The organism is Rhizobium sp. RU35A, assembly GCF_900156005.1.
Taxonomy (GTDB): domain Bacteria; phylum Pseudomonadota; class Alphaproteobacteria; order Rhizobiales; family Rhizobiaceae; genus Neorhizobium; species Neorhizobium straminoryzae.
In genome coordinates this window covers 20575-40201 of sequence record NZ_FTMR01000013.1, presented here as the reverse complement: position 1 = coordinate 40201, position 19627 = coordinate 20575, and the positions used below count along the sequence as shown (strand labels likewise).

The following is a 19627-nucleotide window of genomic DNA, read 5'->3' as shown; positions in this document are numbered from 1 at the left end:
CCGGCATCGCCCGCGCGGCAGGGCTGCGGCTCGCGAGCGAGCCGCAGCCGTAAGGCGAACGATCAGAAGCTGAGCACCGTTCCGACCTTGGGCGTCTCGACCCGCGTCTTCAGGCCGTCCATTCCCTTCACGAAGGTCTCGGGGGTCTGGTCGATGATCGGGAAGGTGCCATAGTGGCAGGGGATGGCATGCTTGAAATCGAAGAAGCGCTGGCAGGCCAGGGCCGCCACGGCGCCGCCCATGGTGAAGCGGTCGCCGATCGGCACCAGCCCGATATCCGGCTGGTGCAATTCGTTGATCAGGCCCATATCAGTAAAGATGTCGGTATCGCCCATATGCAGCAGCGAGGGTTCATCATCGAAATGCAGCATCAGGCCGTTGGCACTGCCGAGCGAGTGCGACACGCCGTCCTCGGTGATCTGCGCGGATGAATGCAGCGCCTGGGTGAAGGTGGCGGTAAAGCCGCCGAGGTTTACCGTGCCGCCGGTATTGCCCATCTCGATCTTCTTGACGCCCTTGGCACCCAGCCAGGCGGCAAGATCGGCATTGGCAAGCACCACGGCGCCGGTCTCGTTGGCCAGCGCGACGGTGTCGCCCACATGATCGCCATGGCCGTGGGTCAGGAGAATATGGGTGATGCCTTCGGCCACCGCCTTGCGATCCTGATCCGCAAAAGACGGATTGTAGCTCAGGAAGGGGTCGATCAGGATTTTGGCGCCGGCAGTTTCAATCCGGAAGGCCGCGTGGCCAAGCCAGGTGATCTTCATGGAAAATCTCCTTGTTTCCTCGATAAATTGATGTGATGGCTCGGCTGGACCGAGCGGTGACGGTTTGCTCTGACATTGCGGCTCTACGCCGAACCGCTGGCTGCGGATCTCAGCCTGCTGCATGGGTTAGCATATCGGCGGCAGGCCGATACATCGAAGTTATCGTGAAGACGAAGAGTGGCAAGAGGAAGCGTGCATGGCATCGTTGACGATCGAGGAACTGGCGGCCACGCTTCAACCGGGCCAGGCCATTGCGGGCCTCGACCTCGGCACCAAGACGATCGGCATTGCGATGTCGGATCTCGGTCGTCGCTTCGCCTCGCCACGCCCGGTGCTCAAGCGGGTAAAATTCACCCAGGATGCCGAACAGTTGCTGGCCTTTGCCGACAGAGAAAAGGTCGCGGCCTTCGTCATCGGGCTGCCGATGAATATGGATGGTTCCGCCGGCCCCCGTGTTCAGGCCACGCGCGCCTTTGTGCGCAGCATGGGGGAAAAGACGCAGATCCCCTTCGTCTTCTGGGATGAGCGGCTGTCGACGGTGGCCGCCGAACGGGCATTGCTGGAAATGGACGTATCGCGGGCCAAGCGCAAGGAGCGCATCGATTCGGCCGCCGCGAGCTTCATCCTTCAGGGCGCGCTGGACAGGCTCTCGTCGCTGGCTGCCAGCCGCGGCACAGAGGCCTGACGCGCCCGCCACCAGCCGGCAATGGCGCGCCGCTTACGAAACAGCACAATGGAAAGAACGATCAGGCTGTCGAAGGCGATTGCGCGTGCCACCATCGGCGGCAGGTCCTGAGGCGGAATGCCGAGGATATTGCCGTAGATCTGGAACACCAGATCATGCGTCTTGCGCGTCAGCATGAAGAAGCCGAAGCTCATGTCGTAGTAGGACAGGCCGTACCACAGACCGAGCAGTGCCACGGGACCGGCCCACAGAATCAGAAACCATTTCATGCGGGCGCTCCTTGCGGCAGCCGGCGGTCGAGGGGCAGAAGCAGCCATCGCAGCAACGCCATGCCGGACAGCACCAGCGCCGGTACGGCGATGTTCAGCGCCAGCACCGAAAAGAACGCAAGTGCTGCGACGAGCAACGCAAAACTATTAGGGCTATATCCCGACACCGGCGCCTCATGCGTGGTTAAGAAATCGTTAACGCACATTAGGGGTCACGACCGCACGCGCAACGAAAACCCCGCGATATGGTTAATCGCGGGGTGAAAAGGCCGGGATAACAGGGCTTGGCGATGTCTGGTTCAGGTCGCTGCCGGATAGAGCAGATCGACGATATAGGAGGCATCGAAGCGCGAATCGAGCATGCCATAGGTGGTGCGCCACCCGCCGGCGAGACGCGTCTCGAGGAAGGCATCGGCAATCTTGCCGGCCCCCAGGCGGAACAGTTCGGCGGCACCGGCCGCCAGCGCAAGCTGTTCGACCAGCAGGCGCGACGCGCCCTCGTCGCGTTCCGCCAGCGCCATGGCGGCGCGCAGCACGTCGGTGGTCTTGCGTCCGCTCGGCCCGAGATCTCGCTCGATGCCACCCAGCACCAGATCAAACAGATCGCGGCCGCGATCCATCACGCGCAACACGTCGAGCGCCATCACGTTGCCGGAGCCTTCCCAGATCGCATTGACCGGCGCTTCGCGATAATGGCGCGCCAGCGGACGCTCCTCGACATAGCCATTGCCGCCCAGGCATTCCATCGCCTCGTAGATCAAAGAGGGTGCGATCTTGCAGACCCAGTATTTGATGACCGGCGTCATGACCCTGGCATAGGCCGCATCGGTCGGGTTGCTGCCCGCCTTGTCGAAGGCTTCCGCAAGACGGTAGGCGAGCGCCGTGGCGGCTGCGACATCGAGCGCCATGTCGGCCAGCACACGTGTCATCAGCGGCTGGTCGATGAGGTTCTTGCCGAACACGCTGCGGCCGCGGCAATGATGCACGGCCTCCGCCAGCGAGGCGCGCATGATGCCGGCAGAGGCCAGCGCACAGTCAAGCCTGGTCAGCGTCACCATGTCGAGAATGGTGCGGATGCCGCCGCCCGCTTCGCCAAGCAGGTAACCGAAGGCATCGGTAAACTCCACCTCGGCGGAGGCATTGGAGCGGTTGCCGAGCTTGTCCTTGAGCCGCTGGAACTGCAGGCCGTTGGCGGTGCCGTCCTCCAGCAGGCGCGGGACGAGGAAGCAGCCGATCCCCTCATTGGTGCGCGCCAGCATGACGAAGGCATCGCTCATCGGCGCCGACATGAACCATTTGTGGCCGGACAGCCGATAGACCCCCTCGCCCACCCGTTCGGCGGTGGAGCGGTTGGCGCGCACATCCGTGCCGCCCTGCTTCTCCGTCATGCCCATGCCGATGGTGATCGCACTCTTCTGCATCGCCGGACGGTTGGACGAATCATATTTGCGCGACAGAACGCGCGGCGCCCATTCCTTGTGAACGCGCGGCGAGGCCATCATCGCCGCCACCGAGGCGCTGGTCATGGTCAGCGGGCAGAGATGCCCGCACTCCAGCTGGGCACTGAGATAGAAGCGGGCGGCGCGCGCCCGGTGCTGGGCGTTGCGCGATTCGGCAGCATTTTCCCAGATCGAGGAATTGAGGCCGGTCGACATGGAGCGGCGCATCAGCGCATGCCAGGCGGGATGGTATTCCACCAGATCCTGCCGCTCGCCGCGCGGGCCATGCGTCTTCAGCTTCGGCGGATTTTCGTTCGCCATCCGCGCCAGTTCCTGCGCCTCCGGCGAGGTGACGTAACGGCCGAGCGCGTCGAATTCCTCGCGCACGGCTCGGTGCAGCCCCGCCGTCAGATCCACCATCAGCGGATCGGTGCGGTAGGCGTTGATACCGGACCAGAGGCTTGGCTGGTTCAGCTCGGTAAGGGTGTCTTCGGTCCGGGTCATCTGATTCATAGGGTGCTTCTAAACGAATTCTCGGGAAATTGCATGCGCAACGGATCGTCTGGTCCTCTGCTCCGCTTGCCCCTCCCGCGCTCAGTCTCTATAGACCGCGGAAAACCAGCGGAGGACAATTTCGTGGTCTTCTTTCCCCACCGCCATCTCCTCGGAATCAAGGGCCTGACCGAGCAGGACATCACCTTCCTTCTCGACAAGGCAGACGAGGCGGTCAAGATCAGCCGGCAAAGAGAAAAGAAAACCTCGACGCTGCGCGGACTGACCCAGATCAATCTCTTTTTCGAAGCCTCGACCCGAACGCAATCCTCTTTCGAACTCGCGGGCAAGCGTCTTGGCGCCGATGTGATGAACATGTCGGTCGGAAACTCTTCGGTCAAGAAGGGCGAGACGCTGATCGACACCGCCATGACGCTGAATGCCATGCGGCCGGACGTTCTGGTGGTGCGCCACTCATCGGCCGGTGCGGCAGCGCTTCTCGCGCAGAAGGTCGGCTGCTCGGTCGTCAATGCCGGCGATGGCCAGCACGAGCATCCCACACAGGCGCTCCTCGATGCGCTGACGATCCGCCGCGCCAAGGGCAAGCTGGCGCGCATCATCGTCGCGATCTGCGGTGACGTGCTGCATTCGCGCGTCGCCCGCTCCAACATCCTGCTTCTGAACGCCATGGGTGCCAGGGTGCGTGTCGTCGCGCCCTCCACGCTTCTGCCGTCGGGCATCGCCCAGATGGGCGTGGAAGTCTTCCACTCGATGGAAGAGGGTCTGAAGGACGCCGATGTGGTGATGATGCTGCGCCTGCAGCGCGAGCGCATGGCCGGCTCCTTCGTGCCCTCCGTGCGCGAATACTTCCACTTCTACGGCCTCGACGCCGAAAAGCTGAAGGCGGCCAAAGAGGATGCGCTCGTCATGCATCCCGGTCCGATGAACCGCGGCGTGGAAATCGCCTCGGAAGTGGCCGACGGCCCGCAGAGCGTGATCGAAAGCCAGGTGGAAATGGGGGTTGCCGTGCGTATGGCGGTGATGGAAGCCCTGCTCGTCTCGCAGAACCAGGGACCGAGAAGCGAAGGAATGGGAGCATGAGGAAGCCGCTTGTCCTGACCGATGTCCGCATCATCGACCCGTCCCGCCGTCTTGATGAAACCGGCACGATCATCGTCGGCGCCGATGGCATGATCCTCGTTGCCGGCGCGGAGGCTCGCAACCAGGGTGCGCCCGAGGGTGCCGAGGTGAGAGATTGCCGCGGCCTTGTGGCCACCCCCGGCCTCGTCGATGCGCATGTCTTCATCGGCGAACCGGGCGCCGAACACCGCGAGACCATCGAATCGGCGAGCCGCGCCGCGGCAGCCGGCGGCGTCACCAGCGTGATCATGATGCCGGATACCGATCCGGTGCTGGACGACATCGCACTGATCGAATTCGTCAAGAAGACGGCGCGCGACAAGGCCCTCGTCAACGTCCATCCGGCAGCGGCGCTGACGCGGGGCCTGAAGGGCGAGGAAATGACCGAGATCGGCATGCTGAAGGCAGCCGGTGCTGTGGCCTTCACGCAAGGCCGCCACACGCTTGCCGACACGCAGGTGCTGCGCCGCGCCATGACCTATGCCCGCGAATTCGGTGCGGTCGTGTCGCTCGAAGCCCGCGATCCCTACCTCGCCGTCAACGGCGTGATGAACGAGGGACTGTTCGCCAGCTGGCTCGGCCTCTCCGGCGCGCCGCGCGAGGCGGAACTGATCCCGCTTGAGCGCGACCTGCGCATCGCGGCTCTCACCGGCGTGCGCTACCATGCGGCAAAAATTTCCGTGCCGGAATCGGCGGATGCGATCCGCACGGCGCGCGCCCGCGGCGCGAAGGCCACAGCGGCGATCTCGATCAATCACCTGTCGCTCAACGAGAACGACATCGGCGAATACCGCACCTTCTTCAAGCTGTCGCCACCGCTCAGAACCGAGGACGACCGCCAGGCCATGGTCGATGCGCTGGCCGATGGCACGATCGATATCATCGTCTCCTCGCATGATCCGCAGGATGTCGATACCAAGCGCCTGCCCTTCGCCGATGCGGCCGATGGGGCGATCGGGCTTGAGACCATGCTGTCGGCGGCCCTTCGCCTCCACCATGCCGATCGCGTGCCGCTGATGCGCCTGATCGATGCCCTCTCGACCCGCCCGGCCCAAATCTTCGGCCTGGACGCCGGCACGTTGAAGCCCGGCGCGCGCGCCGATATCGCGCTGATCGATCTCGACGAGCCCTGGCTGGTGTCGAAGGAGAAGATCGTCTCGCGCTCGAAGAACACCCCCTTTGACGAGGCCCGTTTCAGCGGCCGCGCCGTTGCGACCTATGTCGGCGGCCGTCTCGTCCATTCGCTCTGAGGAGAATTGCGCATGACCGACCTCTTCACCTGGGAGATCTCGCTCTCGACAGCACTGTTGGCGCTCGCCCTCGGCTACCTGCTCGGCTCGATTCCCTTCGGCCTGCTGCTGACCAAGGCAGCCGGCCTCGGCGATATCCGCTCGATCGGCTCCGGCAACATCGGCGCCACCAATGTGCTGCGCACCGGCAACAAGAAACTCGCCGCCGCAACCCTGCTGCTCGACGCCTTCAAGGCCACCGCCGGCGCCCTGCTGGCCGGCGCGCTGTGGGGGCCGGAAGCGGCGATCCTCGGCGGCTTTGCGGCCTTCATCGGCCACCTCTTTCCTGTCTGGCTCGGTTTCAAGGGTGGCAAGGGTGTGGCAACCTATATCGGCACGCTGCTCGGCGTGGCGCCGGCCATGGTGCTGGTCTTTGCCTTCGTCTGGCTGACAGTCGCCAAGCTCAGCCGCTACTCGTCGCTGTCCGCTCTGGTTGCAACGCTTGTCATTCCGGTTGCATTGTGGATAGTAGGAGAACAGAAGATCGCCCTCGTCATGGCGGTGATGACCGTGATCTCCTACTGGAAGCACAAGGCAAACATCGAGCGGCTGATCAACGGTACCGAAAGCAGGATCGGCCAGAAGGGCTAATAGGCATGGCATCCGACGGCGCAAGACGACCTGGAATTGCGCTGACGGACAAACAGAGGATCGCCTGGCTGCGGCTGATCCGCAGCGACAATGTCGGCCCTTCGACCTTTCGCGATCTCATAAACCATTTCGGCTCGGCAGAGGCCGCCCTGCAGGCCCTGCCGGAGCTTTCGCGCCGCGGCGGCGCATCCCGCAGCATCCGCATCGCCTCCGTGGACGAGGCCGAGCGGGAACTGGAGCGTGCTCGCCGTTTCGGCGCCCGCCTCGTCGGGATCGGCGAGCCGGACTATCCGCCGGCTCTTCGCCAGATCGATGGCGCCCCGCCGCTCCTCGCCATGAAGGGCGATGCTTCCGTGGCAGCCCCACCCTCCGTCGGCATCGTCGGCTCGCGCAATGCCTCGATCAGCGGCGCCAAATTTGCGGCGATGCTGGCCCGCGATTGCGGCCGCGCTGGCTATAGCATCACCTCGGGCCTTGCGCGCGGCATCGATACCGCCGCCCACCGGGCAAGCCTGGAAACCGGGACGATCGCCGTGCTGGCGGGCGGGCTCGACCAGCCCTATCCGCCGGAGAACGTGCCGCTGCTGGACGAGATCACCGGTGGTCATGGCCTGTCGGTCAGCGAAATGCCGTTTGGCTGGGAACCGCGAGCCCGCGATTTCCCCCGCCGCAACCGGCTGATTGCCGGCATCTCGCTTGGCGTGGTCGTGGTGGAGGCAGCAGCACGCTCCGGTTCACTGATCACAGCCCGCCTCGCCGGTGATTTCGGCCGACTGGTCTTTGCCGTGCCCGGCTCCCCGCTCGATCCGCGCTGCGAGGGCACCAATGGGTTGCTGAAGCAGGGCGCGACCGTAACGACCAGCGCCGGCGACGTGCTGGAAGCGCTGGCGCCGCTCAGCCAGCTCGACCTCCTGGCGAACAGGGTGATCGACGAACCCGGCGCCGAACGATCGACAGACCAGATGATGCCGCCCGACGACAGCGACCGGCAGCGGATCGCCGGCGCGCTGGGGCCGACGCCCGTCGAAATCGACGACATCATACGCCACACCGGGCTGCCTGCCTCCACGGTCTACCTGGTGCTGCTCGAGCTCGATCTGGCCGGCCGCCTACACCGGCATGTCGGGGGACTTGTCTCCCTGTCGATGGTCGATTGAGCGGCGCCGACGACCGGACTGCAGGTCGTTGGCTTCCACATAGGCCATCTCGATCAGATAGCAGAGCATCTCCGCTCCCTGCCGATCGGCCACAACCCGCAACTCGGCCAGCATCTGGCAGATGTAGGCGATGGTTTCGTCACTGTCATTCCGTCCTGTTCTGCCGCGACTGTTAGTCATTGTTCCACTCACGATGCGCCAAAATTCTCTCTATGCGTGCAATATATGCGACATGCTCGCAAATCTACACACACCATTAAAAATTGCAACCAATCATTAATCTTCCTTTGGTTGCAATCATCGGTCGAGAAAATGCGGCCACCCTCTTGACCGCAGGCAAAAGGCCCTCCATGTCGGGAGGTCAGTTTCCCGGCACGGGTTTCCCGGCGAACACCCACCATACGCCGTTTCAGAGAACAGAGATGAATGTTGTAGTTGTAGAATCTCCTGCCAAGGCCAAGACGATCAACAAATATCTTGGCTCCGGCTACAAGGTTCTCGCTTCCTTTGGCCACGTGCGCGACCTGCCGGCCAAGGACGGCTCGGTGCTGCCCGACCAGGACTTCGAAATGTCCTGGGAGGTCGACGGCGCCTCGGCCAAGCGCATGAAAGACATTGCCGATGCCGTCAAGGGCTCGGACGGCCTCTTTCTCGCAACCGACCCGGATCGCGAGGGGGAAGCCATTTCCTGGCACGTGCTGGATCTTTTGAAGAAGAAGCGGGTGATCGGCGACAAGCCGGTGAAGCGCGTGGTCTTCAATGCGATCACCAAGAAGGCGGTGCTGGATGCCATGGCCAACCCGCGCGACATCGATATCGCGCTGGTCGACGCCTATCTTGCCCGTCGCGCGCTGGATTATCTCGTCGGCTTCAACCTGTCACCGGTGCTGTGGCGCAAGCTGCCGGGCGCCCGCTCGGCCGGCCGCGTGCAGTCCGTCGCGCTCCGCCTGGTCTGCGATCGAGAGAGCGAAATCGAACGCTTCGTTCCGGAAGAATACTGGAACATCTCGGCGCTCCTCAAGACGCCGCGTGGCGACCAGTTCGAAGCAAAGCTGGTCTCGGCCGACGGAAAGCGCCTGCCGCCGCGCGGGGTCAAGAACGGCGAGGATGCCGGCCGCCTGAAGGCGCTTCTCGAAGGTGCCGCCTATACGGTCGAGTCCGTCGAGGCAAAGCCCGTCAAGCGCAATCCGGGCCCGCCCTTTACAACCTCGACCCTGCAGCAGGCCGCCTCTTCCAATCTCGGCTTTTCGGCATCGCGCACCATGCAGGTGGCGCAGAAGCTCTATGAAGGTGTCGATATCGGCGGCGAAACCGTCGGTCTCATCACCTATATGCGTACCGATGGCGTGCAGATGGCACCGGAAGCAATCGACGCAGCCCGCCGTGCCATCGGTGACCAGTTCGGCGAACGCTACCTGCCGGAAAAGGCACGCTTCTATTCCACCAAGGCCAAGAACGCCCAGGAAGCCCACGAAGCCATCCGCCCGACCGATTTCAGTCGTTCCCCGGACAAGGTGCGCCGTTTCCTCGACAGCGATCAGCTGCGCCTCTACGAACTGGTCTGGAAGCGCGGCATTGCCAGCCAGATGGCCTCCGCCGAGATGGAACGGACGACGGTGGAGATCGCTGCTGCCCATGGTTCGGATCGCGCAGGCCTGCGCGCCGTCGGTTCCGTGATCCGCTTCGACGGCTTCCTGGCAGCCTACATGGACCACCGCGAGGAGGGCGAAGGCGGAGAGGACGACGAGGACGGCCGCCTGCCGGAAATCAATGCGCGCGAAAAGCTGGACAAGGACAAGGTGAATGCGAGCCAGCATTTCACCGAGCCGCCGCCGCGCTATTCCGAAGCCTCTCTCATCAAGAAGATGGAAGAACTCGGCATCGGCCGCCCCTCCACCTATGCCGCGACGCTGAAGACGCTGAGCGACCGCGAATACATCGTCGTCGAGAAGCGCAAGCTGATCCCGCATTCGAAGGGACGCCTTGTCACGGCCTTCCTCGAGAACTTCTTCACGAAGTATGTGGAATATGATTTCACGGCCGATCTCGAGGAGAAGCTCGACCGCATTTCAGCCGGCGAACTCAACTGGAAGCAGGTTCTGCGCGATTTCTGGCAGGATTTCTTCGCCCAGATCGAAGACACCAAGGAACTGCGCGTCACCAACGTGCTGGATGCGCTGAACGAGGCGCTCGCGCCACTCGTTTTCCCCAAGCGGGAGGATGGCAGCGATCCACGCATCTGTCAGGTGTGCGGCACCGGCAACCTGTCGCTGAAGCTCGGCAAATACGGCGCATTTGTCGGCTGTTCCAACTATCCGGAATGCAACTACACGCGTCAGCTGTCGTCCGACGGTGCGGAAGCGGAAGCCGCAACGCTCAACGAACCGAAGGCGCTCGGCAGCGATCCGATGACCGGCGAGGAACTGACGCTGCGCTCCGGCCGCTTCGGCCCCTATATCCAGCGCGGGGATGGCAAGGAGGCCAAGCGCGCCTCGCTGCCGCGCGGCTGGAAGCCCGAGGATATCGACCACGAGAAGGCGCTGGCGCTGATCAACCTGCCGCGCGATGTGGGCCAGCATCCGGAGACGGCCAAGATGATTTCCGCCGGCATCGGCCGCTACGGACCCTTCCTGCTGCATGACGGCACCTATGCCAATCTGGAAAGTGTCGAGGACGTGTTCTCGATCGGCCTCAACCGTGCCGTCACCGTTCTCGCGGAAAAGCAGAGCAAGGGCGGCGGGCGCGCCCGCACGGGCACCGCAGCGCTCAAGGAGCTCGGCAACCATCCGGATGGCGGCGCCATCACCGTGCGGGAAGGTCGCTATGGCCCTTACGTCAACTGGGGCAAGGTGAATGCCACCCTGCCGAAAGGCAAGGATCCGCAGAGCGTGACGGTGGAGGAGGCGCTTGCGCTTCTCACCGAAAGAGCCGGCAAGACGCCTGCCGCCAAGGGCAAGGCGGCCAAGGCCGCCCCGAAGACCAAGGCAGCCGCCTCCGATGAGGAGACCGCAAAGCCGAAGAAGAAGGCCCCCGCCAAGGCAAAGGCCCCGGTTAAGCCGAAGGCCGCGGCCAAGACGAAGAAGACGGACACGTGAGCAAGACACCGCGCGAAGCCAAGCCCTCTCAACCCTTGAGCCGCAAGGCTGCCCTTCGCGCGGAACTGGCCGCATCCGGTGACAGGTCGATCATCGTGCAGGGCGTGGTTCCGCCGCGCGAGGTTCTGCTGGAATTCATTGCCGACAATCCCGACCGCGCCACCAAGCGGGAAATCGCCAAGGCCTTCGGCCTGAAGGGCGACACACGCGTGGAGTTGAAGGATGTTCTGCGCGACCTTGAAGACGAGGGCCTTCTGCAGAAGAGCCGCAAGGCGCTGACGCGGCCGGGTGCGCTACCGCCGATGACGGTGCTAGACATCACCAGCCGCGACAAGGACGGCGAACTCATCGCACGGCCGGCCGAATGGCTGGACGACCAGGGCGTGGCGCCGGCGGTGCTGATCCGCCAGTCCTCCGACAACCGCAGCAAGGCGAAAACGCCCGCCGCAGGCCTTGGCGACCGGGTGCTTGCCAAGATCTTCCCCAACAAGGATCGCACCGGTCCGGCCTATACGGCGCGTGTCGTGAAAATTATCGACAAGCACCGCAATGCTGCGCTTGGCGTCATCCGCATGATGCCGGAAGGCGGTGCACGCCTGTTGCCGATCGACCGGCGCGGCGAGGAAATGCAGATCGCGCTCAGCGATCTCGGCGAGGCAAAGGATGGCGACCTGATCGAGGCCGATGTGCTGCGCGGCAACCGTTTTGGCCTCACGCGGGCGAAGGTTCTGACGGTCGTTGGCTCGGTTGCCTCGGAAAAGGCGATCTCGATGATCGCCATCTATTCGCATGGCATCCCGCATATCTTCCCGAAACCGGTGATGGACGAGGCAGAAGAAGCGCGCCCCGCCAGCATGGCGAAGCGCGAGGACTGGCGCCACGTGCCGCTCGTGACCATCGATCCGGCCGACGCCAAGGACCATGACGACGCGGTCTATGCCGAACCGGACCCCTCCCCGGACAATCCGGACGGCGTGATCGTCACGGTCGCCATTGCCGATGTGTCCTGGTATGTGCGCACCGGCGCGCCGCTCGACCGCGAGGCGCTGAAGCGCGGCAATTCCGTCTATTTCCCCGACCGCGTCGTTCCCATGTTGCCGGAACGGATCTCCAACAATCTCTGCTCGCTGCGCGAAGGCGAGGACCGGCCGGCGCTTGCCGTGCGCATGGTGTTTTCCAAGGACGGCCGCAAGGCGAGCCACACCTTCCACCGCATCATGATGAAGAGCGCGGCAAAGCTCTCCTACCAGCAGGCGCAGGCTGCGATCGACGGCAAGCCGGACGACAAGACCGGCCCGCTGCTGGAGCCGATCCTGAAGCCGCTGTGGCACGCCTATGCGGTGATGAAGCGCGGTCGCGACCGTCGCCAGCCGCTCGAACTCGACATGCCCGAGCGCAAGATTCTGCTGAAGTCCGACGGCACGGTCGACAAGGTCATCATTCCCGAACGCCTCGATGCCCACAAGCTGATCGAGGAAATGATGATCCAGGCCAATGTCTGCGCGGCAGAAACGCTGGAAAAGAAGCGCCAGCCGCTGATCTACCGCGTCCATGATGCGCCCTCGCTCGCCAAGCAGGAGGTGCTGCGGGAGTTCCTGGCGACGCTCGGCATCTCCATGGCCAAGGGCGGCCAGATGCGTGCCAATTCCTTCAACGGGATTCTGGCCCGCGCCGAGGACACGCCGCACCAGGTGATGGTCAACGAAATGGTGCTGCGCAGCCAGAGCCAGGCCGTCTACAGCCCGGAAAACATCGGCCATTTCGGCCTCAACCTGATGAAATACGCACATTTCACCTCGCCGATCCGCCGCTATGCCGACCTCATCGTGCATCGCGCGCTGGTAGGCTCGCTCGGCCTTGGCGAAGGCGGCATCACGCCGGAGGAAGAGGCACAACTCGACGACATCGCGGCGGAAATCTCCACCTTCGAACGTCGCGCGATGGCGGCCGAGCGTGATACGATCAACCGCCTGATCGCCCATCATCTGGCTGAACGGGTGGGCCAGGAATTCGAGGGGCGCGTTTCCGGCGTCACAAAGGCGGGACTTTTTGTCACGCTTCCAACCTATGGCGCCGACGGTTTCGTGCCCATATCTACCCTTGGTAATGATTACTTCCACTATGACGAAAGCAGGCAGGCGCTGATCGGCGACAAGACCGGCCTCGGTTATCAGCTTGGTGACGCAGTGGATGTTAGACTGGCAGAAGCCGTCCCTCTTGCCGGCGCTCTCCGTTTTGAGATGCTGAGCGAGGGCCAGAAGATGGGCGCGGCGACCCGTTCCTTCCACAAGTCGGGACGGCGCGCAGCGCGCAAACCCGGAACCCGCCCGCCACGGCGCGGCCGCTAGGAGAAAAGCGATGACAGTGTCGAGCGATCACGCCCATGCCCCGGCTCACCCCATCCGGTATGGCGGCGCCGATCGCCCGGAGCGCCCGCTCGGCCAGTCCATCCTGCGCGGTCTGAAATGCACCTGCCCGAACTGCGGCAGCGGCCGCCTGTTCAAGAGCTTCCTGAAGCCGGTCGACCGCTGTGCGGCCTGTGGCGAGGAAATGTTTCACCACCGCGCCGATGACCTTCCGCCCTATCTGGTCATCTTCGTGATCGGTCACGTCACGGTCGGCGGCTTCATGATGACCGACATGGTGTGGCACCTGTCGATGTGGACGCATCTCGCCATCTGGACCCCCATCACCATCCTGACGGCGCTCGCCTCCATGCAGCCGATCAAGGGCGGCGTGATCGGCCTGCAATGGGCGCTGAGAATGCATGGCTTCGGCAATGAGGACGAGAGCATCGATCCCGGCCGCGGCGGCCACGGCGCATGATCGGACCGACGGCATGACCCGCACGTCCCGCGCATCGGCGCAGGCTGCCATGTCCACCCCTCCCACCGTGGCCGCCCCGGCTGCCGCGAGACTGCGTCCGCGTGCCTCCGCCTCGCTGATCCTGATCGACCGCAGCGGCGCAAGCCATCGCGTCCTTGTCGGCCGGCGCGGCAGCGCCCACGTCTTCATGCCGGATCTCTATGTGGTGCCCGGCGGCCGGCGCGATCCACGCGACCATGCCCTGCCCTTCGCCGCGGATCTGCATCCTCTGGTGCTCGACCGGCTCAAGCAGAACGGTCGCCGCCCCCTTTCCGAGGCAAGCGCCCGCGCACTGGCCCTTGCAGCCGCCCGCGAGCTTTGCGAGGAAACGGGTCTGCACCTTTCCACCATGCCGGATATGGCACCGAACCTCTCCTGCCTGCGCTATATCGCGCGCGCGGTGACGCCGCCCGGTGCGTCGCGCCGCTTCGACAATCGCTTTTTCGCCGCCTTTACCGATGAAGCCGGCATCGAGGCGCAGCACGCGACGGAAAGTGCCGAGCTGTCCGACCTGCGCTGGCTGTCTCTCGACGCGCTGGAGGCGGTCAAAATGCCGGAGATCGTCCTCGCCGTGCTCGATGACTTAAAAAAATCACTTGAGTCGAACCGTTCTTTGCCGTTTGGAAGCGATGTATGGGTGTACACCAATCGTAACGGCATGTTTCTGCGTCATCGGCTGTAAACAAAAATGGATTCCTACACGAAGGATCGTAAGATGTCCCAATCGACGGGCGGCAACATGGGCCACCCCGAAGAAATCCATTGGCCGTCGCTGGTCGCTGCCATTTCTGCCATCAGTGCAGTCGGCATTGCCATCGGCCTCGGCCTGCCTCTGCTCAGCATCATTCTGGAAAAGCGCGGCATCTCGTCGACCCTGATCGGCCTCAACTCAGCCATGGCCGGCGTTGCCGCCATGATCGCGGCGCCGATCAGCACCCGGCTTGCCCATGATTTCGGCGTGGCCCGCACCATGCTGTGGGCGGTCCTGATCTCCGCTGTGAGCGCGCTCGGCTTTTATTATGCGGAAGCCTTCTGGATGTGGTTTCCGCTTCGCCTGACCTTCCACGGCGCCACCACGACGCTGTTCATTCTCTCGGAGTTCTGGATCAATGCCGCAGCCCCTCCGCGCCGCCGCGGGCTGGTGCTCGGCATCTATGCCACTGTGCTGGCCGTCGGCTTTGCCATCGGCCCCCTGATCTTCTCGGCGATCGGCAGCGAGGGCATCCTGCCCTTCATCATCGGCGCCTGCGCCATTCTCGTTGCCTTCGTGCCGATCTACATTGCCCGTGGCGAAAGCCCGGTGCTGGAAGAAAAGCCGCAGAAGCACTTCATGCGCTATGTCTTCCTGGTGCCCACCGCGACGGCTGCCGTCTTCGTCTTCGGCGCCGTGGAAGCCGGCGGCCTGTCGCTCTTTCCGGTCTATGCCAATCGCTCAGGCCTGCCGGAAGCGAATGCCGCGCTGCTGCTGACGGTGATGGGTATCGGCAACATGGTGTTCCAGATCCCGTTCGGCATGATTTCCGACCGGTTGAAGGACCGTCGCCCGATGCTGTTCCTGATGGCGATTGCCGGCCTGATGGGGGCGCTGGCTCTGCCCTTCCTCATCCATCACTGGTGGCTGATGGCCGGCCTGCTGCTCGTCTGGGGCGGCTGCGTCTCCGGACTTTACACGGTTGGCCTTGCCCATCTCGGTTCGCGACTCACCGGATCGGACCTAGTTGCCGCCAACGCAGCCTTCGTCTTCTGTTATGCCGTTGGCACCGTGGCCGGTCCACAGGCGATCGGTGCGGCCATCGACATCAGTGGAAACAACGGCTTTGCCTGGGCTCTGGCAGGCTTCTTCGGGCTTTATGTGCTGATATCCATCTGCCGACTGCTTTTCGGCAGAGAACGGGCTTGACTTTTCGGGCGCGATTTGTAGTTTCGCGCCAGATTTCGCCGTGGACCGCTCAGGCGTCCGCGGCTTGATTTTTATTCAGAGGCAGGAAGACCATGGCGAAAGCTACGACCATCAAAATCAAGCTGCTGTCGACGGCCGATACCGGTTTCTTCTACGTCACGACGAAGAACAGCCGTACGATGACGGACAAGATGACCAAGACCAAGTATGACCCGGTCGTCAAGAAGCACGTTGAGTTCAAGGAAACCAAGATCAAGTAAGCTTGATCGGTTTCTTCTCTTCAAAAAAGGCGCGGCGCTCCGGCTCCGCGCCTTTTTCGTTGTCGGCATCCAGCGGCAGGACCTGCCGTGATATGGCGGCGTCCGTTGCCGCCGCGACCAGCACGACGGCATGATATCGCCGGCCCCTTTCCGCCGCACCTGAATGAATAGAACAGACACGGGCACCTTCGCCGCGAGATCACGCGTCTTCGCGTAAAGCCCAAGCACGATGCACTGTCAGACGATGGCTATGATCAGTATTGGCGGGGAAAGAGCTTAAGGGGGCCGGTCGGCGCGCAAGCGGCACGAGGAACCGCGTGATATGCGAACCGACCGACCGACCCCACGACCCAGGAGATGCGGCGGACCTGAGCATCATGGGGTATCTGAGTTCCCGAAGGGAACAAGCTGCCTTGGTGCTAAACTTGCGTAATTTAGAACGAAAATCAACCTATTCTTAACCTGCACACATTTTTCCCCAGGACATGGTTAAAAACAGGGCGCCGATTGCTATATCCACTGGGAATTAAGGCAAGTAATATTGCACACCAACTTTGCGACGAGTCAATCCGGCAAAAGCTGAGTGTTTTTTGGACAATGTGCCGCAAAGCAAGACGCTTTGTGAATCAGGCTTTTGTCAAAGCCATACGAAATTTCGGATAGTGCAGTGTAATTTCCAGGCTTCGTCTAACTTTTGGCAAAGCTTGCCGGCCGCCGAACGGGGGCAGGCGTGAGACCAGTTCTATCGGTTTTTTCAATAAAAGCGCGAATCATCATGCTGCAGAGGCGACGACTCGGTTTCGTCCTGCGAGCTTTGCGGCGTAGAGCGCGCGATCAGCCTGCTTGAGCAAATGTTCGGGCGTATCGATACCGCTGGCGTTGCTGGCAATTCCAATGGAGGCGGTGATCGACAGCCGCTGCGTCCCCTGATTCAGGACGAAGGGCTCCCCTTCGATGATGGCGCGCAGTCGCTCGGCGATGGCGGCAGCCGCCGCCGCATCGGTATCCGGCATGACCACGACGAATTCCTCGCCACCGTAACGGCAGGCAAGATCCGCCCCCCGCACGGTGGAGCGGATGCGGCGGGCAAATTCGCGCAACACCTCATCACCTGTATCGTGACCATAGGTATCGTTGACCTGCTTGAAGCGGTCGATATCGGTCATGCAGACGGAGAGCGGCCGCATGCGGCTGGCTGCACGGTTGAACAGCGTCTTCAGGTGACTGTCGAGATAGCGACGGTTGCTGAGGCCTGTCAGCCCGTCTGTCACGGCAAGCTCGATGGTCTGGCTGAGGCTCGCCCGCAGGCGATCATTGTATCGCTTGCGCTTGATCTGGGTCAGCGTTCGGGCGACCAGTTCATTCGGATCGACCGGGCGCATGATGTAGTCGTTGACGCCGAGGTCCAGCGCGCGGATCACCATGTCCTCGTCACCCGTATCGGTCACCAGCAGCAGCGGCAGGAAGCGGGTGCGCTCCAGCAGCCGAAGCTGCGCACACAGCCGCAGAGGATCGTATTCGTCGCCCGCCGCATTGACGATCACGAGATCGACCGGGCTCTCCGCCGCCTGAAACAGTGCAGCCTGGGGGTCCGACAGGGCATCCACCTCCGCAACCGGCTTCAGTGTCCGGACAATGCGCTCCTGCGAGGCGGCACGGTTGTCGACCAGAAGCACCCTCCCCGGCCCGTCCATCAGATCCAGGCGGAAGGCATCGTCGACACCGATCTTGCGGGCGGTCTCGGCACGGATACGCAATTCGTCGCTTAGCGTCTTCAGCCGCACGAGGCTTTTCACGCGCGAGACGAGCTGCAGATCATTCACGGGCTTGGTCAGAAAATCGTCGGCACCGGCCTTGAGACCCTGTACGCGGTCGGCCGGCTGATCGAGCGCGGTCACCATCACGACGGGGATATGGGCCGTCTGCGGATCGGCCTTCAGCCGCGCACAGACCTCGAACCCATCCATGCCGGGCATCATGACGTCGAGAAGGATGATATCGACGGGGGTGCTGGCGACGATGTCGAGCGCTTGGGGACCGCTTGAGGCGGACAGCACCTCGAAATATTCGGCAATCAGCCTGGCTTCCAGCAACGTCACATTGGCCGGAACATCGTCAACAACCAGGATCCGTGCCGTCATTACCCTTGTCCCGCGTCAGGCATCACCAAGATAGGTCTTGATGGTCTCGATAAACTTCGGCACGGAAATCGGCTTGGAAACATAGGCCTCGCAACCGCCCTGGCGAATGCGCTCCTCATCTCCCTTCATCGCAAAGGCGGTAACGGCGATGACCGGGATGACGTGCAACTCGTCATCTTCCTTCAGCCATTTCGTCACCTCCAGCCCCGAAACCTCCGGCAGCTGGATGTCCATCAGGATGAGGTCCGGCTTGTGCTTGCGGGCAAGATCCAGCGCTTCCATGCCATTGCGCGTCTGGATCGTTGCATAACCCGAGGCCTCGATCAGGTCGCGGAAGAGCTTCATGTTGAGCTCGTTGTCTTCGACAATCATGACCCTCTTGGGCATAACATCATCCCCAAATCCTGCCTTGCAAGCGTATCCTTTGAAGATAAGCTCGCCTGCGGCCGATTCCATTCATTCGGTTCAAACAGTCTAAAGCCATAAGGTTGAAGAAAAGGTAATTTGTTGCAGCATGTCGCGCGGGATCGGAAAAACATCATCGCTTGCCTCGGCGGAAGAAACGGCAACCGCGATTCTGCAATGGCTTGCGGAGGAACCGGACATGCTCGGTCGTTTTCTGTCCTTGTCGGGCGTGCAGGTGGAACAACTGCGCGGTGCGATCGGCGATCCCGGCTTTCTCGCCGGCATGATCGACTTCGTGATGGGGCATGAGCCGACCCTGATGGCATTTTGTGCCGCGCGGGACTGGAAGCCGGAGGCCGTGGTGGCCGCCTGGCACCACTATTCGGGACCGGGCCTCGATTCGGGAGACCACGGATGAGCGAGATCGTTGACCTCGCGCATGTCCGCCTCGGCGACCGGCCGCTCGCCGTCTGCGATGTCGATGACGTCGTGCTCGAATTCCTGCACCCCTTCGAGCGGTTTCTCGACAGTCTCGGCCACCGGCTCCTTCCCCGCTCCTACCGGCTGCATGGCAATATCGTCTCCGCGCGCGACGAGGTGCCGGTGGACGACGCGCTGGTCAGCCAGCTGGTGCTCGACTTCTTCGAGGCGCAGGAGGACTGGCAGACACCGTTTGGCGATGCGGTTTCCACCCTGAAACGGATTGGCGAAAGCGCCGACGTGGTGTTCCTTACCGCCATGCCACCGCGCTACACGCTGATGCGCCGCCGCCTGCTCGACCGGCTGGACCTCACCTTCCCGCTGCTCGCCACCGAAAGCCCGAAGGGGCCGGTGGTGCGTCAGATGCATGGCAGCCGCCCGCTGCCGCTCGCCTTCATCGACGACATGGCGCACAATCACGTCTCGGTGGCCGAAAGCGTGCCGCAGTGCCTTCTCGTCCATCTGATGCCGGAAAGCGAGATGCATCGCCATGCGCCGAAGCCCGGCCCGCATGTGGTACAGGCCCGCGACTGGCGCGATGCCGAAGCGCATCTGCTGAAGCATTTTTCCAACCACTGACGTCTGGGACTTTTTGTCTGCGTCACGACGTCCACAGTTGCGCAGGCCGTCGCCACGCGCGCCCCTTGTGCAG

The 19627-nt window shown here is 63.1% G+C and carries 21 protein-coding genes; 13 read left to right on the top strand and 8 right to left on the bottom strand.

Annotated elements, in window-relative coordinates; all coding sequences use genetic code 11:
• Nucleotides 1-62: 62 nt before the first annotated feature.
• Nucleotides 63-767 carry a metal-dependent hydrolase gene (locus tag F3H95_RS22930; RefSeq protein ID WP_149747691.1) on the bottom strand — a complete coding sequence of 235 codons (705 nt, stop codon included), beginning with the start codon at nt 765-767 and terminating at the stop codon, nt 63-65.
• 196 nt (nt 768-963) lie between these two features.
• On the opposite strand from F3H95_RS22930, the gene ruvX reads away from it, so the two are divergent.
• Nucleotides 964-1452 (top strand): Holliday junction resolvase RuvX, encoded by a 489-nt coding sequence (ruvX, locus tag F3H95_RS22925; RefSeq protein ID WP_142880329.1) that lies wholly within the window; start codon nt 964-966, stop codon nt 1450-1452.
• Here ruvX and F3H95_RS22920 read toward each other — a convergent pair.
• From F3H95_RS22920 to F3H95_RS22915, 3 genes are all read right to left on the bottom strand, one after another.
• The gene (locus F3H95_RS22920; RefSeq protein ID WP_142880328.1) at nt 1395-1721 is read right to left on the bottom strand and encodes a DUF6105 family protein; all 327 of its coding nucleotides are present in this window, start codon (nt 1719-1721) and stop codon (nt 1395-1397) included. The genes ruvX and F3H95_RS22920 overlap by 58 nt on opposite strands.
• A complete protein-coding gene (locus F3H95_RS27270; protein WP_188134461.1) occupies nt 1718-1888 on the bottom strand; it encodes a hypothetical protein in 171 nt (56 codons plus the stop codon). Before F3H95_RS27270 ends, F3H95_RS22920 begins: the two co-directional genes overlap by 4 nt.
• A 132-nt stretch (nt 1889-2020) precedes the next feature.
• Nucleotides 2021-3673, bottom strand: coding sequence for an acyl-CoA dehydrogenase family protein (locus F3H95_RS22915; RefSeq protein ID WP_142880327.1), 1653 nt, complete (start codon nt 3671-3673; stop codon nt 2021-2023).
• A gap of 123 nt (nt 3674-3796) precedes the next feature.
• On the opposite strand from F3H95_RS22915, the gene F3H95_RS22910 reads away from it, so the two are divergent.
• The 4 genes from F3H95_RS22910 to dprA are packed head-to-tail and all read left to right on the top strand — an operon-like array spanning nt 3797 to nt 7829.
• Nucleotides 3797-4753, top strand: coding sequence for an aspartate carbamoyltransferase catalytic subunit (locus F3H95_RS22910; RefSeq protein ID WP_142880326.1), 957 nt, complete (start codon nt 3797-3799; stop codon nt 4751-4753).
• Nucleotides 4750-6042: a dihydroorotase gene (locus F3H95_RS22905; RefSeq protein WP_149747690.1), complete on the top strand. Its 1293-nt coding sequence runs from the start codon at nt 4750-4752 to the stop codon at nt 6040-6042. The genes F3H95_RS22910 and F3H95_RS22905 overlap by 4 nt, the downstream gene beginning before the upstream one ends.
• Nucleotides 6043-6054: 12 nt before the next feature.
• Complete coding sequence (plsY, locus tag F3H95_RS22900) at nt 6055-6672, top strand: glycerol-3-phosphate 1-O-acyltransferase PlsY (RefSeq protein ID WP_142880324.1); 618 nt, start codon at nt 6055-6057, stop codon at nt 6670-6672.
• A 5-nt stretch (nt 6673-6677) separates the two neighbouring features.
• Nucleotides 6678-7829 (top strand): DNA-processing protein DprA, encoded by a 1152-nt coding sequence (dprA, locus tag F3H95_RS22895; RefSeq protein ID WP_149747689.1) that lies wholly within the window; start codon nt 6678-6680, stop codon nt 7827-7829.
• Here dprA and F3H95_RS22890 read toward each other — a convergent pair.
• Nucleotides 7782-8009: a hypothetical protein gene (locus F3H95_RS22890; protein WP_142880322.1), complete on the bottom strand. Its 228-nt coding sequence runs from the start codon at nt 8007-8009 to the stop codon at nt 7782-7784. The genes dprA and F3H95_RS22890 overlap by 48 nt on opposite strands.
• A gap of 242 nt (nt 8010-8251) precedes the next feature.
• On the opposite strand from F3H95_RS22890, the gene topA reads away from it, so the two are divergent.
• From topA to rpmG, 6 genes are all read left to right on the top strand, one after another.
• Nucleotides 8252-10924, top strand: coding sequence for a type I DNA topoisomerase (gene topA, locus F3H95_RS22885; protein ID WP_149747688.1), 2673 nt, complete (start codon nt 8252-8254; stop codon nt 10922-10924).
• 35 nt (nt 10925-10959) lie between these two features.
• Nucleotides 10960-13272 carry a ribonuclease R gene (rnr, locus tag F3H95_RS22880; RefSeq protein ID WP_149747728.1) on the top strand — a complete coding sequence of 771 codons (2313 nt, stop codon included), beginning with the start codon at nt 10960-10962 and terminating at the stop codon, nt 13270-13272.
• Between the two features lie 10 nt (nt 13273-13282).
• A complete protein-coding gene (locus F3H95_RS22875) occupies nt 13283-13750 on the top strand; it encodes a DUF983 domain-containing protein (RefSeq protein WP_142880320.1) in 468 nt (155 codons plus the stop codon).
• A gap of 13 nt (nt 13751-13763) precedes the next feature.
• Nucleotides 13764-14471 carry an NUDIX domain-containing protein gene (locus F3H95_RS22870; protein ID WP_348530082.1) on the top strand — a complete coding sequence of 236 codons (708 nt, stop codon included), beginning with the start codon at nt 13764-13766 and terminating at the stop codon, nt 14469-14471.
• Nucleotides 14472-14504: 33 nt separating this feature from the next.
• Nucleotides 14505-15689, top strand: a complete 1185-nt coding sequence (locus F3H95_RS22865; protein WP_149747687.1) for an MFS transporter — start codon at nt 14505-14507, stop codon at nt 15687-15689.
• A 92-nt stretch (nt 15690-15781) separates the two neighbouring features.
• The gene (rpmG, locus tag F3H95_RS22860) at nt 15782-15949 is read left to right on the top strand and encodes a 50S ribosomal protein L33 (RefSeq protein ID WP_023512792.1); all 168 of its coding nucleotides are present in this window, start codon (nt 15782-15784) and stop codon (nt 15947-15949) included.
• Here the strand turns inward: rpmG and F3H95_RS27665 are convergent.
• The 3 genes from F3H95_RS27665 to F3H95_RS22850 form a co-directional block, all read right to left on the bottom strand.
• The gene (locus tag F3H95_RS27665) at nt 15942-16073 is read right to left on the bottom strand and encodes a hypothetical protein (RefSeq protein WP_280177855.1); all 132 of its coding nucleotides are present in this window, start codon (nt 16071-16073) and stop codon (nt 15942-15944) included. The genes rpmG and F3H95_RS27665 overlap by 8 nt on opposite strands.
• A gap of 649 nt (nt 16074-16722) precedes the next feature.
• On the bottom strand, nt 16723-18090 hold the full coding sequence (locus F3H95_RS22855; RefSeq protein WP_149747686.1) for a PleD family two-component system response regulator: 1368 nt from the start codon (nt 18088-18090) through the stop codon (nt 16723-16725).
• A 15-nt stretch (nt 18091-18105) separates the two neighbouring features.
• On the bottom strand, nt 18106-18477 hold the full coding sequence (locus F3H95_RS22850) for a response regulator (RefSeq protein WP_142880317.1): 372 nt from the start codon (nt 18475-18477) through the stop codon (nt 18106-18108).
• Between the two features lie 127 nt (nt 18478-18604).
• Here F3H95_RS22850 and F3H95_RS22845 point away from each other — a divergent pair, with 127 nt between their 5' ends.
• Both F3H95_RS22845 and F3H95_RS22840 read left to right on the top strand, forming a co-directional pair.
• Complete coding sequence (locus F3H95_RS22845; RefSeq protein ID WP_142880316.1) at nt 18605-18913, top strand: DUF3572 domain-containing protein; 309 nt, start codon at nt 18605-18607, stop codon at nt 18911-18913.
• Entirely contained in the window at nt 18910-19554 is a 645-nt protein-coding gene (locus tag F3H95_RS22840) for a hypothetical protein (protein WP_149747685.1), read from the top strand. The genes F3H95_RS22845 and F3H95_RS22840 overlap by 4 nt, the downstream gene beginning before the upstream one ends.
• The last annotated feature ends 73 nt before the right edge of the window (nt 19555-19627 follow it).